The sequence below is a fragment of the Butyrivibrio sp. VCB2006 genome (assembly GCF_000420945.1).
Taxonomy (GTDB): domain Bacteria; phylum Bacillota; class Clostridia; order Lachnospirales; family Lachnospiraceae; genus Butyrivibrio.
In genome coordinates, this window is record NZ_ATVX01000011.1 from 76,149 (window position 1) to 89,350 (window position 13,202).

The window sequence follows — 13,202 nt, forward strand, 5'->3', positions numbered from 1 at the left end:
TATTTTCTCGAAAGAATATGAAGAAATCAGGTATTTGAAGGCAATGAAAAAACATACTCTAATTTTCTGCAGCTTTGTAATAATTCAATTGTTCATATGTCTTTTCACCTATTGGCATTATGCAGGAAAAGAGACAGATACTATAAGCATTGATAAGTTCTATCTAAAAAAAGATGGCACCGAGATGTTTTACCTCGACTCCTCCTATGACACAGATGCCAGAATTCTCACCACTGATTCTTTTCCCCTTAATAAAGGTTCCTATACTGTAACTGTAAGCTACGAGTGCAATCTAAACCCTGATGCCATCTACGGCACTTCTGCAAGGGTACACAGCAGCCATAAAGATATTTCTGTTAACCCAATGAAAGGCGAGGTCCTCCTTCCATCTACGACCAACCAGGTTTCCTTTGATATTTACAGCCCTTATAATGACAGCCCCTCCACACTTGAGATTGGGCTTATTGATAATGGCGTGTTTCTGGACGATGCCAGTGGTACCAAGTACATTTTGGTAAAAGATGCCCAGATTACTTCTAATCCATCTCAGACGGCGTGGCATATCTCAGGCCACATACTTCTCCTGTTTATCGTGATGGATTTGGCAATTCAAGCTATAATCCTGATTCCTTTAAAAAAATCAAATGAAAAAGCTCCAAATATCCTTTGTTTGATAATTGAAAAGATATCCCTGACCTTGGCATTCTTGATGCTTGGCCTTTTAGTATATGTATCTACCGGAGCAGCACTGCACGTAAATCTCATGACCTATGAGGACATGCCTGTTTTATATCTATGGAATGCGCCCCTTAGGATTGTACTGGTAATAATGCTTGCACTGGTAACATCCTCCATAGCTGTAGGGCTTTACAAGTTGCGAAGAAACACCATAATTACTCTCCTTGTGCCTGCCCTTTTCGGAATCTGGTGGGTTTTGGTCGATGAATTTCCTGTAGCCGGCGATGCCAGGGCAGTTGCAGATATGGCTAAAGCTATCGCTTTCAATACAGACCCTGCTCCATACAGAGACTATATAAACACCTACGCCAACCAAAGAGGAATTGTGCTGATTGAAGCTCTCTTTTACAAAATTTTTAATAGTAATGCCTACATCATCTTAAGATTTCTAAATCTTGCCATGATCCTGGCAACCATTCAGACTATATCTCTCATAGCCTTCGAGATCTGGCGCAACGAAAAGATAGTTATTCTGTCAAGGATACTCCTTGCCCTTTTCGTTCCTTTTGTGCTGTTTACAAACCTGGTGTATGGCACAGTGCCATCCATATTTCTCCTGGTTATCGGATTTTTCTTTTCACTAAAAATGTGCAGGGAAGATCGTATACTCTACTCAGTTCTATCTTTTCTATGTTTTACCTTAGCCATGTTCATTTATCAGGGAGCAATGATAGCGGTACTTGCCATCATCATTTACCTCCTGTTCATGGAAAAAAAGCTTCGTTCAAGAAAGCCTCTCATCACCGCGGCATTTCTTGTTGTCTCCATGCTCTTTACCAGTAAATTCGCCAGTTTCCTCTTTAATGCCATTACAGGTCTTGAGCTTGGAAAAGGAATGCCCGCCATCTCCTGGATCTACATGGGACTGTCCGCAGAAAACGGCGTAAATGGTGCAGGAAGCTACAACAATTCTCATGCAATAGCATATGAACTCAATAACCTTGATCCCGTTAGCACTTCAAGCTACTGCAGAAACAAGGTTATAGAAATCATCGGCGAGTACTTAACCGGCAAGCGCCCACTTCTCTTTTTCTATGAAAAGACAAGATGTCAGTGGACCAACTCCATGTTTGATTCAACTCAGATAACTCAGTTCCCATCCTACGAAAACTTCGTATTAACCGATGGCTACAGGCACCTACTTAGTGGTAAGATAATGCAGGGAATAATCTTATATGCAGATATTTTCCAGCTTATGATCTACATACTGGCGTTTCTATGGCTAGTTAGGGCATTTATACGAAAGGATGCGCCGCGAAAAGCCATTCTTCTTGTAATCTTTTTTATTGGTGGATTTCTTTTCCAGCTTATGTGGGAACAAAAGGCAAGGTACTGCATGCCGTATTTCATGATGCTCATACCCCTTGCGGCCTGTGAGCTTATTTGGCTACTTACAGTACTTACCGCTAAGGTTAAACAAGACAAATAATAGTAATCAATTCAAGGCAGGAACAGACAAAATATGAATTTCAAAAACAAAACCGCAGAAGAAAAAGCCAAACTGTATAAAATAGCTATTATCCTGGTGCTCCTACTCGGAATCGCTGTAAAATGCATTAAATTTGGGGTTCTGATGGATCAGACTCAGTCCGATGAAATGGGTAGTGGGTACGATGCTTATTGCCTCCTTCACTATGGAACAGATAGATATGGCTATTCATGGCCAGTGTATTTCATTAACTATGGCGGTGGCCAGAATGCGCTGTACACCTATGTTTGCGTACTGACAATAAAGCTTCTTGGATACTCTAAGTTTGCAATCAGGCTTCCGGCTCTATTATTCAGCGCTCTTGGGGGAATCTTTGGAACTCTGCTGACCGGACAGCTTATCAAGGATACTAACAAAAGTCATAAAGCCATGCTCCTGTTTGCCATTCTCTATGCTGTAGCTCCCTACACCTTCATGGCCTCCAGATTTGCCCTTGAGAGCAATCTCATGTTCAGCTGCAGTACAGTATTTCTTTATTTCCTTGTTAGAGCACATAGAGAAAAGAAAAATCTCTTTTACCTACTTTCCGGAATATTTGCCGGAATCACGCTCTATACCTACGCTATAGCCTATATAGTTCTGCCAGTTATGCTTTTTTTATCCATCATCTACATGATCAGAACCAAACAGGTGAATCTTATCAATGTGGTACTGTTTATAGTCCCACTCGCTATACTCGCCATGCCATTGATCCTCGTGCAGTATGTCAACTACTTTGATAAAGAACAGTTCCAGCTTGGAATCTTTACCATCACCAAGTTTAGGGAGTACAGGTCAGGTGAAATCAGTTTTGACGACTTCTTCCCTGGGATTTTCAAGGGATATTTTAGCGTTCTATGCTACGATGGCCTTGGTTATAACACCAACAAGAATTTCTTTACCTTTTACCCAATGTCTATCCCATTCTTTTTCTATGGATTCTATATTCTTGTAAAAAAAGCCATAGTCTCAATTAAAGAGCGTATAGCTGACGGGAATGTTCTTGTCATTTTCTGGGTAATCGGACAGACGCTGGTGGCAGGCCTGATGACAGAGCCTAACACCAACAGAATGAATGGAATGATTTTTCCTGTAATGTTCATGACAATACTTGGTATTTACAATCTTATTGATAATCTTCCTAAGAGTTTTGCGCTACCATCATGGTGCACACTTGCTGCAGTTTACGGAATCTATTTTGCCATATTCCTGTATTCCTATTTCACAGTGATTGCATGGCAGAGAGTAACTACTACATCCATGTGTCCCGAGGGTTATCAGTACATTCAGGAAAATGAACAGCTCAAAGAAAAAGTGGTAGTAAGTAATATACCACCACAGTTCTTTGCTGCTACTGCCCTTCCTTCACCTGATAAGGTTGACTACGAGGGCAACTATAAGGATGAAAAATACGCCTGGTTCAATACCTATGAGTACCCGACTCTTAGGGACTACTTCTATAATGTGGGCGGCGTATCTCCTGTTTATCTAATCTACAATCCTACAGAGGATGATATGGCTGTCATGGAAGAAAACGGTGCAATCGTGAAGCAATTTGGTTACAGTTTTTATTTGTACTATTGGGAGTGATATCCATAAGTCAAATATCCATGTTCTCTATCATCACAGGAATCTTCCTAAGAACGCATTTCCGTACCAGTGGCGTAGCATCCCCATAGTAGCCATTCCAGTATTCCATAAAGTTCAAGGAAAAGCCGTGTTCATCATAAATACAGTTTTTGGAAGCCTCTATTACTTTTACCAGTTCCTGATACTGCTGCCAAAGATTTTCATCAATCCTTAGAAGTTCCGTAAGAATCTGCTCTTGCGGAATGATAATGGCACAGATCTTATCCTCCGCCTCCATGAAGGTCTCAAGAGCTCTTCTGATCTTGGCAATGGATTTTTCTTTATCTCGCAAAAGAAATGCAATGGAGATGTGGTAGATTACGACTTTTCGGCCGTAGTTATGGCCAAGGAAATTATGCCATTCATTTGCTTCTTTCCAATCATTGCCAACATATCCGGGATCGTCTTTAGCTATATCTTTTTTCTTGCAAGAATTACTTTGTTCAACAGTCCAATTATTCAGATTATCATTCGAATCATTTTTCGAACCATCTTGCAGCGTCTGAATCTTTTGCTCCCAGTAATCTTTAGTCTCAGCGCCGCATAATTCCACAAGAACATCCACATAGAAGCCACGCATATTTTCTGAGTTCACAATAACCCTGTCAGCATTTATCACAGCTTCCTGCTCTACCATGACAGAAAGCGCTGTCCAAGCTTTGTCCCCTTTTCGCTCAGGGGCATCTGCCTCGAAATACGGCACATAAATAAGCTCATCAGTAAAGTTCTGAAGATTCGCAGAGTAGAAGAACTCGTGCACAGTCATAAAGGTGCTGTAACCATCGTAGGGGACCTGGGTCACAATCACATCAGGATGAATGCCCTCAAAATCAAACTTCTCACAGTCCTCTACGGGTACATACTGAGGAAAATCAAGCCTTTCATCATGTTTTTCACCGATGTTGCCTGCGAAGTCGCAGTCATAGTAAAAGATCGGAAGAACATGGACTTCGTAAGATGGGTCCTGGCTGTATTTCTTCCAAAGGGGCTCCATTGTATGCCACCACTTGGCCTTGCAAGGGAGTAAGACAGCCTTCTTTTTTGAGCCGAAATCAATATTTGATGATGAGTCTTTATCGATACTCTGACCCAACTTTTCTTTTGACATCCTAAGCACATACCGCTGTACAGAGCGAAGAAGCTCCTTGGCATCCAGAGTATACCTAAAGGGATTTCGTCCAAGATGTTCTTTCAGCATTCGTTCCTGGTCTGCATAGACAGGATACTCATGGACGCCACCGCTTTTTACAATCCGCAGAAAATCCCCATATTCAAGCTCCAGCATCTCTTCAAATCTGGCTGATGCTTTTATATAGGTATTCTCAAAGGGAAGATCAATAGAATCTTTGTATATATCTTTTGAAAAAACGTGACTGCCCCTGGTGGTATAAAAAGGCATCAACGCAACCCTTGTTGCTGTTTCAGCCGGACACTCACGGTAAATCTGCTCTATCTTAAGTAATAGTTCTCGGACATTACCTGATCTTTGGCCGCTTTCTACTTCGCTTAGCTTCTTTAGTACTTTCTGTGCCCTTTCCACTCTGTCTTTTTCCTTGGCCTCATCATCGTACAGGCCATCTCCCGGAAAAATATCCACGCCTATGGTATAGGGGCATCCGTAGTACTGAGAAAGATGCTCATTTCCATAATCAATCATACCGATATTAACTACGCGGCCCACAACCTCCTCATATTCAGCATTTCCGCGGAGTGTCAGTGCCTTGAAGCCTTCCGGGAGCTCTTTTTCCGCCACCTCAAAAAATCTCTCAAAGTCCTCACGGAGCATCACAATATCAAGATCATCATCCCAGGGAATGTAGCCTTCATGCCTGACAGTTCCCAGAAGCGTTCCGTACTCAGCAAACCATCTGATTCCATGCTTATCACAAATCTGCGCAATCAAAGAAAGGACCTTCAGCTGCGACGCCCAATAACGCTTCATCATGGACGTGACAAAAAAGCCCTCTCTGACTTCATCCTCAAAAAAAGAATCGGGAAATGTTAAATTTGTAAGTTCACATCTGTTGTCAATACTTCCCATGTTACCCCAACACTGCTCAACCATGGCATTTCAGAAACCTGCCATCAACTCATATACTCAGTCTTCTTCGATTTCTTCTCGTTCTTTAAATAATCGAAGTTCAAGTCTCTTGCCGAGGAAATGATTTCCTTGTATGGTGTCTTCTTCCCAAAAAGTAAGGTGGTTCCCAGCACGAAGCCGTCCACGCCGTGGGGTGCGTACTCGAGAAGTCTTTCCGCTCCGCAAGCTCCGTCCCAGAAAAGATCAAATTTCATCTTAGAGCGAAGCTTAATTAGCTGCTCAATCTTTTCACCAACATAGGGAAGGAAAACCTGGCTGGCATTTCCCGGATTTACTGCCATTACCAGAACTCTGTCCACGATTCGCAGCATCTCTTTTACCGTTTCAACGCTGGTTCCAGGATTTATGGCAATTCCCGGGATCATCTTGGCATCCACAATCTTCTGAAGAGTGGTTGATGGATGATACTCAGCCTCGGGATGGATATACACCGTGTCCCCGGGTCTTAAATTGCTCAGGAAAAGATCTATATTCCGCCTCGGGTGCTCAATCATAAGATGCACATCCAGCGGCTTTTTACTGACTCTGGCAATATAAGCCATGTCGTACAGAGACATAGCAAAATTATCAACATATCGGCCATCCATAATATCAATGTGGAAGGAATCAATTCCCGCCTCTTCCAGTGCCTTTACCTCATCGGCCAGATGCCCATAATCAGCACACATCATGGATGCACTTAGTAAAAAATCTTTTTTCGCACCACTCATTGTTTTCATTCCTTCCGTCATGTTACATATATTCCGACGTCACGCAATAAAATTTATTCATTCAAATAGTGTTATAATCAGTTATAGGATTATTATTGTGCGTTATTAAGTATATTTTACCATATATTTTGTCGTAACCAAAGTGAGGAAACAATGATAAAAATCCCCGATGAATACTTTAAATCAGAAACGCGCCTTGACTTTGAAATCACAGAAACCATGAAAAGAGCCTGGGGCATACAGCTGACCCTCCTTGACCAGGTTATGGAAATCGCAGACCGCCACCACATTAAGTTGTGGCTGGACTACGGTTCTCTTCTTGGTGCTGTTCGCCACAATGGCTATGTTCCTTGGGACGACGATATCGACATTTGCATGGAGCGCCCCAATTACATGAGATTTCTTTTTATATTGGAAAAAGAGCTGCCGGAATACTGTAGAGTTCGCAGTTTCTACACTACTCCCGGCTATACCGAGCCCAAGGCCTTTATATCTAATAGGGATAAGTTAGACATTGGATTAAAAGAGACTATTGATATCGCAAAGAGTAAAAATGATGATCATTCATTAACAGAAAGCGAGATTACCGACATTTACTACGGTCTTCCCTATGTAGCCGGAATTGATCTGTATCCTCTGGACTACGCTCCCAAGAATCAGGAAAAATGGAATCTCATAAGACAGATTTATATCGCAGTCTATGACCTTGCTATGCGATTTGAAGATTATAAAGCCAGTGGGGAACTTGAAGGATATTTGGTTCAGATAGAAGAACTTTTAAACGTGTCCCTTGAAAGAGACGAAAACCTTCGTTTTAGCTTATGGAAGCTGGCTGACAGTGTGGCCCAGATGACCACCAGAGCCGAAGCTGATTCTATGCTGTGGTACCCGGATACTGCCATGCGCACAACAGATATGCGTAGGCCCATCTCTGCCTACAACGAAACCATACTTACCGATTTCGAAATGTTAAAAGCCCCAATCCCTGCAGATTTCAAGGGAGTCCTCTCTATCTGCTATGGAGAAGGCTACATGACCCCCGTCCGCGCCGGTGGTACCCACGAATATCCATTTTATAAAGTGCAGCAGGAATATATTGATAACGTCAACAAGCCCCAACAATAACATGCATCGAGATTCCCACTTGGAATCTCGGTACATCTCACAATCAGATATCATAATTCGCAATCATTACAGGCTTTCTCTGAGCAATGAATTCCTGAACTATGGGCATGGAACTACCGTAGTAGGCGTCAAAAGAACCGACTAATGCGCGCATTTCGCCAAGGTTTGATGTTTTGGCGACATCTTCCGGGTAGTGGAACACTTCGACATCGATTTTATCGGAGTTCTTGGAAAAGATATCCATCCGTGACTTAATCTTTTCGTCGTAGTTTTCTATGTGTTCTACGCTTTCGTATGACGAGATTCCATAAAGAATTCGTTTTTTTACACCATTCTTTTTACTGTCCGAATCTCCCACAGTCAAGATTCCACCCGAATATATCTCTTCATCCACTGCAATCTTCTCTTCCCAATACTCCCTAGTCGTTCCAGGGCAGAACTCACACAGCTTATTCACATAGTGCCCTCTGATATTCTCAGACTGGACGATGATCTTGTCTGCGTAGATAGGGCCTGGCATGGTCACATAAAAATCCATGCACTTCATATCAGGAATGTCCTTCTCGGAAAACTCCCCTACAGGGCCAAGAGGAATGTAGATAAGTTCAGGAGTAAATTGACGTAGATTATCTGAATAGTAATAGGGTGGAATGGTCAGCACCGGATTCTGGGCATCATAAGAAGACTGGATATAGATTCTGTCAGGGCAGTGCTGCTCCAGATCATAATCAGTAAAGCCCACTAGATAGACATTGTCGGTATTAACACCAGTCTTACAACAATTATCTATCTGACCACTGTCTTCTATGCATTCACCGCAATTACTACCGCTGTAAATTTCAGAATCCTTAGCAGACAACGCATTTATAATTCCTACATAATCATCAAAGTGTTCAGCCGCAATGATCTCCTCATCTGTAGCCTTGATCTGTCCATAAATATCACGATGCATCAATGGAAGTGGCACAACATACACATCAGTATCGGCATTAGCGCACTCTGCAATAAAAGCGCTCTCCAAGCTCTTCCACTCAGCCGGACCAATGGGCAGGAACAAAACTTCTCTGCGACCACTCTCCCTGTCAGATGACTTATGTAACTGAGCATCATCACCCAATGCACCTGTCACTGGCCTCTCCAGCATCCCCTTATCAAAAGAAAATCTTGGTAGCGATGCTCCGGTCTCTTCCTCGAAGGCCTTTCTCTGCCCCTCAAAGGATGGAAAATCGTGACCTGCTGCCCCTTTCACTATCCTATTGTAATCGCCGTAGCGCCTTTCCAAGGCCTTGTTGTACTGAGCGGGCACAGGAATAAGCGTATCCTCAAAAGGAAGATACGTAATCTCCTGATAGAATTCCAAAGGTTCTCCGGCCAAGCCCTTAAGCACCCATGGAAAAATCTGTCCCACATAGTCTGCTTCAGACCTGGGCACCTCCGACATTTTCTCTCTTGCCTGTTTATAAAGAGAAATTGCCTTCTGCCTTGCGTTTTCACGCTTTGAAGCATCCTTATCTTCATTGGACGTCTTGATATAAGGCTCCGCCTGGGCTAAAAGATGCATCACCTCATCGCACCTTTTCTTTTCCCTCTCAGGATCCTTGTACAAATAGTCCCTGACAAAAATATCCACACCGGTGAGCCACGGGAAATTGTAGTTATTATCAAGATGCTCCTCATCAAAACGAATATGATTGTTGTTCACAACTCTCGACAAAAAGAGCCAGTGATTCTGGTGCCTTTCAAAGTCATGGACACAAAAATTTTCCGGAAGTTCCATGTCCGCCACCCGCATAAATTTCTCATAGTCATCCCGAAGCATGCAGATATCAAGGTCATCGTCCCAGGGCACAAAACCACCATGGCGGACAGCTCCAAGAATTGTCCCCCAATCAGCATAGTACTTTATGTCGAATTTCCGGCATATCCTGTCAATCTCCGCAAGCACATCCAAAGCCGTAGCCCAGGACTGCTTGAGAGCTGTCGGAACATAGAAGCCGTTTCGAATTTCATCTCTAAAAAAATCTATGCCATGTCGCATTAATTCACCCGCATTTGCATTCTACACAAGACTCGGCTAATTTCCCCATAGCTAATAAACTCTGTATCTCAATCTTCATCTACTAAGTAGTTCCTGAATCCTGTCCTCATACCTGAAGGCCTCTTCTATCCTTGCCCTTCCAGCCGCTGCGATCTGCTGCCTAAGATCATCATGAGCCAGGTAGAAATCCGCCTTAGCAATGGCATCCTCCAGAGAGGTATACATTACGCACTCCTGGCCATCCAGGAAATACTCATATAGTTCGCTCTGATAAGCCGACAAAAGAAATCCTCCACATCCCATGACATCAAGGGCACGAAGCGGAATTCCAGACCTGTTTGCTTTCAGAACAGGACAAAGATTTATCTTACTTGCCGCAAAAACCTGTGGCATTTCATCCAGATAATTCACAGGCCCGCAAAATTCCACATTCTTGAGGATATTCTTTTCATCATCCGAAAGTTCAAAGGTGTAAAGCTTAACCTGATGTCGACTACTCAATATGCTAAGTAGCGTCATTCTCTCAAGATGGGTTACGTGAGAAGCCACAGCCCAGGCAAGTTCCATGCGGCTTACCTGAATCGCCTTGTCAGACAGCTGGCGATATCTCTTTCTGACCCCTTCCGTAAACTCCTCTGTAATAACGTCGTCCACGATATATCCACCGTAGAGCTGAAGCTGGGTCTTAACAACGCCCTCAATATAGCCCTTTTGGTACTCATCCATATGGGACATCAGCGCCGGCAGCATGGACTCATATAACTTCCCGACAAAAGAAATCTCACTTCCATACTTACTTTCGTCCACGGATATTTGCCTTAGTCTCTCTACATTTACCGCAAGCGGCAGGTAGTACACATTCTCAAGGCCAAGGGCCTTATACCTCTCATAATCTGCCCTTGCAAAGAAATAAATCCTGTTGCACTCATACTCCATGCACTCAGCCGTTGGAAGATTAGGTGGAGAATCAAAAAACCAGGAAATATACTTAATGTCTTTTTCCTTACAGACCTTGGAAACCACCGGCCAGAAGTTTGTAGTAAGGACCAGGTCGTAGTGGCCACTTTTTAAATCCCGCTCCATCCGCTCGGTAAATATGGAATCGTTGTATTTATCCAGCTTTTGCCTGTAGAGCACATTAGTACAGTGATGTCCCATCTTTTCCAGGTAGTACACCAGATCATGCTGAATATATGAATTTAAGAAATCGTAGAGAAGTATATTCATCTGCCACCAAACCTTATGTCACACTCTTTTATAATCGCAAGATCCAGGTCCTGAATCTTAGTCCTAATATATACATTCTCATCAAAAGGGATCTGAATAACATCTCTTCTAAGTGTCACCAGGTTCCTTAGCATTCCCAGCTCTTTTTCCGGAAGCCTATCAAAATATCTCTTCACATTCTTCTTATCCGCCCCGAGCCTTGCAATCTGGTCGTACAAGCACCTGTTGACTGCATAGGAATACACATTGGCCATCATAAACTCAATAGCCGCCCGGCATCCGGGATACTCCGGCCTGTCATGGCACTTGTCATAGGTGCCCTTAACTGCCCTGTAAACCGCGTCGTAGTACTTGTCCAAGTCCATCATCTTGGTGTTGGATCCGGCAGTATCACAGTAGTTGTAAAAGATCTCTTTTACCGCAGCAATGCTCCTTGCCCGTAAAAAAGAATAAGTGAAAATTTCAAGGTCCTCTAAGGCCGCCATATTTGGCTGCATACGGATCCTTGGCTCCTCAAAAATCTCTCTCCTAAATATCTTGGTAACAAGATAACCGCCGCTGACAATGAGCTTAGATCGCTTAACATCATCAAGGTCTCCGGCCAGGTCATCACTTACCTTCAAAAGAGCTGTATCTGTAGCCTCCGCATAGAATCCCGAGTCCACAATATCTGCCCCGGTTTCAGCAGCCTTGGCATATAGCTTTTCATACATGGTAGGAGCCACATAGTCGTCCGCATCCGCCATTCCGATGAATTCTCCGGTGGCATGATCAAGGCCAAGACTCCTTGCTCCACCGCAGCCCAGGTTTTCCTTACTGTCAACCACAACCACCTTATCAGGAAACGCAGCCTTGCACCTGTTACAGATATCGATGGTGTCATCCTTGGAGGCGTCATTAACCACCACCACCTCGATATCCTGAAGAGTCTGATTTACAAGGCTTCCCAGGCAGCGAGCCAGTGTATCATGGGCATTATAGGCTGGAATTACTACGCTTACTTTTTTCATATAATCTCCATCAGTTCATCCATAAAGTGTCTAGAAAAAGCATCCATGCTAAAGCACTCTTCATAGGTTTTTCTGGCTTTATCAGCTACTTCCCAGTAATTTAAATCCTGCGCCGCACCACCAGCTCCGCTTTCCGGATTTTCTCCATTTGTAAGTCTCATCGAAACGCAGTGCCTCAATGCATCTGCCAGTGAATCCACATTTTCAGACTCAAACACAAATCCATTCTCGCCGTGTTTTATCCACTCAGTCACGCCACAGACACTTGAAACCACAGGAATTCTCCCTAGCATCATGGCTTCCACAGCAGTGGCGGAAAATGGCTCAAGCCTTGATGGCACCACCACATAGTCGCACTTACTTATCATCAAAAGAGCTTCATCATGAGGAAGTGTACCTAGTACCTTAAGTTCTTTTACCTTCCGTTCAGCATTAAGGAGTGTAGAGTAATACTCATCCTCTGATTCCATGGTGGCACCGCACATTATAAACTCACATTTATCTCTAATGTCCGAAGGGAGCCTTCGGACCGCTTCGCATAGAAGATCCTGGCCCTTAACATGTGAATAGGTAGCCGGGCATATAAACCTAACTTTCCCGGTATCTTCATCCCCGGTGGCTGGCATTTTCTCTTTTACATCCTTTATTCCGAAGGAAAGAAGCTTAGTCTCATACCCGCAATATTTCTTAATAAACTCATTGGTCAGAGGGCTTACCCCGTATACTTTGATATTTGAATGCAAATCTGACGACTTTGGCAAAATCTGCTGATAGTATTCAAACCAGTACTCATGCTCATGAATCCACCACATAGTGGGAACTTTAGTTGTATTCAGGGCATAAACCGCCTCGATAGTAACCAGGGTATTGGCAACCACTGCGTCAAACTTTCCAAAAATCCCCTGCCACATGGACAGCTCGTCCAGGAAATTGTCCGCCACTGTTACAAATACGCCCTCTCTTTCTATCACTTCACGAAGAGGGCCATCTTCCATAGCAACCACATCCACAGAATGCCCCTCTTTCCTGCAGGCCCTCATGGCATCCAAAAGGACCAGCGGAGCACCGGTATTATTAAGACTATGGGTTATGAACAGCAGCTTATATCCCAAATCAACCTCCAAAATTTCCTACAATGAAATACTGTCCAACTATC

General features: G+C 43.4%; 9 protein-coding genes. 3 read left to right on the forward strand and 6 right to left on the reverse strand.

Going from position 1 to position 13,202, the window contains the following annotated elements; genetic code table 11:
• Positions 1-43 precede the first annotated feature (43 nt).
• Positions 44-2,167, forward strand: a complete 2,124-nt coding sequence (locus G613_RS0111660; RefSeq protein WP_155828082.1) for a glycosyltransferase family 39 protein — start codon at positions 44-46, stop codon at positions 2,165-2,167.
• A gap of 33 nt (positions 2,168-2,200) precedes the next feature.
• A complete protein-coding gene (locus tag G613_RS0111665) occupies positions 2,201-3,796 on the forward strand; it encodes an ArnT family glycosyltransferase (RefSeq protein WP_029232810.1) in 1,596 nt (531 codons plus the stop codon).
• A gap of 10 nt (positions 3,797-3,806) precedes the next feature.
• Here the strand turns inward: G613_RS0111665 and G613_RS0111670 are convergent, their stop codons facing one another.
• Together G613_RS0111670 and G613_RS0111675 are read right to left on the reverse strand one after the other, a co-directional pair.
• Entirely contained in the window at positions 3,807-5,876 is a 2,070-nt protein-coding gene (locus G613_RS0111670) for a LicD family protein (protein WP_029232811.1), read from the reverse strand.
• A gap of 44 nt (positions 5,877-5,920) precedes the next feature.
• Positions 5,921-6,646, reverse strand: a complete 726-nt coding sequence (locus G613_RS0111675; RefSeq protein ID WP_029232812.1) for a ribulose-phosphate 3-epimerase — start codon at positions 6,644-6,646, stop codon at positions 5,921-5,923.
• Between the two features lie 153 nt (positions 6,647-6,799).
• Here G613_RS0111675 and G613_RS0111680 point away from each other — a divergent pair, with 153 nt between their 5' ends.
• The gene (locus G613_RS0111680; protein WP_029232813.1) at positions 6,800-7,771 is read left to right on the forward strand and encodes a LicD family protein; all 972 of its coding nucleotides are present in this window, start codon (positions 6,800-6,802) and stop codon (positions 7,769-7,771) included.
• A gap of 43 nt (positions 7,772-7,814) precedes the next feature.
• On the opposite strand, the gene G613_RS0111685 is transcribed toward G613_RS0111680, so the two are convergent.
• The 4 genes from G613_RS0111685 to G613_RS0111700 all read right to left on the reverse strand — a co-directional run bounded on the left by G613_RS0111685 (position 7,815) and on the right by G613_RS0111700 (position 13,158).
• Positions 7,815-9,809, reverse strand: coding sequence for a LicD family protein (locus G613_RS0111685; protein ID WP_029232814.1), 1,995 nt, complete (start codon positions 9,807-9,809; stop codon positions 7,815-7,817).
• A gap of 75 nt (positions 9,810-9,884) precedes the next feature.
• Positions 9,885-11,036 (reverse strand): CgeB family protein, encoded by a 1,152-nt coding sequence (locus G613_RS0111690; RefSeq protein ID WP_029232815.1) that lies wholly within the window; start codon positions 11,034-11,036, stop codon positions 9,885-9,887.
• Entirely contained in the window at positions 11,033-12,046 is a 1,014-nt protein-coding gene (locus tag G613_RS18720) for a glycosyltransferase family 2 protein (RefSeq protein ID WP_029232816.1), read from the reverse strand. Before G613_RS18720 ends, G613_RS0111690 begins: the two co-directional genes overlap by 4 nt.
• Positions 12,043-13,158, reverse strand: coding sequence for a glycosyltransferase family 4 protein (locus G613_RS0111700; RefSeq protein WP_029232817.1), 1,116 nt, complete (start codon positions 13,156-13,158; stop codon positions 12,043-12,045). Before G613_RS0111700 ends, G613_RS18720 begins: the two co-directional genes overlap by 4 nt.
• Between the last annotated feature and the right edge of the window lie 44 nt (positions 13,159-13,202).

Bases quoted from the DNA above. Each gene is read 5' to 3' on its own strand.
- G613_RS0111685 (WP_029232814.1), bottom strand. From the start codon at position 9,809: ATGCGACATGGCATAGATTTTTTTAGAGATGAAATTCGAAACGGCTTC.
- G613_RS18720 (WP_029232816.1), bottom strand. From the start codon at position 12,046: ATGAAAAAAGTAAGCGTAGTAATTCCAGCCTATAATGCCCATGATACA.
- G613_RS0111665 (WP_029232810.1), top strand. From the start codon at position 2,201: ATGAATTTCAAAAACAAAACCGCAGAAGAAAAAGCCAAACTGTATAAA.
- G613_RS0111660 (WP_155828082.1), top strand. From the start codon at position 44: ATGAAAAAACATACTCTAATTTTCTGCAGCTTTGTAATAATTCAATTG.
- G613_RS0111670 (WP_029232811.1), bottom strand. From the start codon at position 5,876: ATGGGAAGTATTGACAACAGATGTGAACTTACAAATTTAACATTTCCC.
- G613_RS0111675 (WP_029232812.1), bottom strand. From the start codon at position 6,646: ATGAGTGGTGCGAAAAAAGATTTTTTACTAAGTGCATCCATGATGTGT.
- G613_RS0111690 (WP_029232815.1), bottom strand. From the start codon at position 11,036: ATGAATATACTTCTCTACGATTTCTTAAATTCATATATTCAGCATGAT.
- G613_RS0111680 (WP_029232813.1), top strand. From the start codon at position 6,800: ATGATAAAAATCCCCGATGAATACTTTAAATCAGAAACGCGCCTTGAC.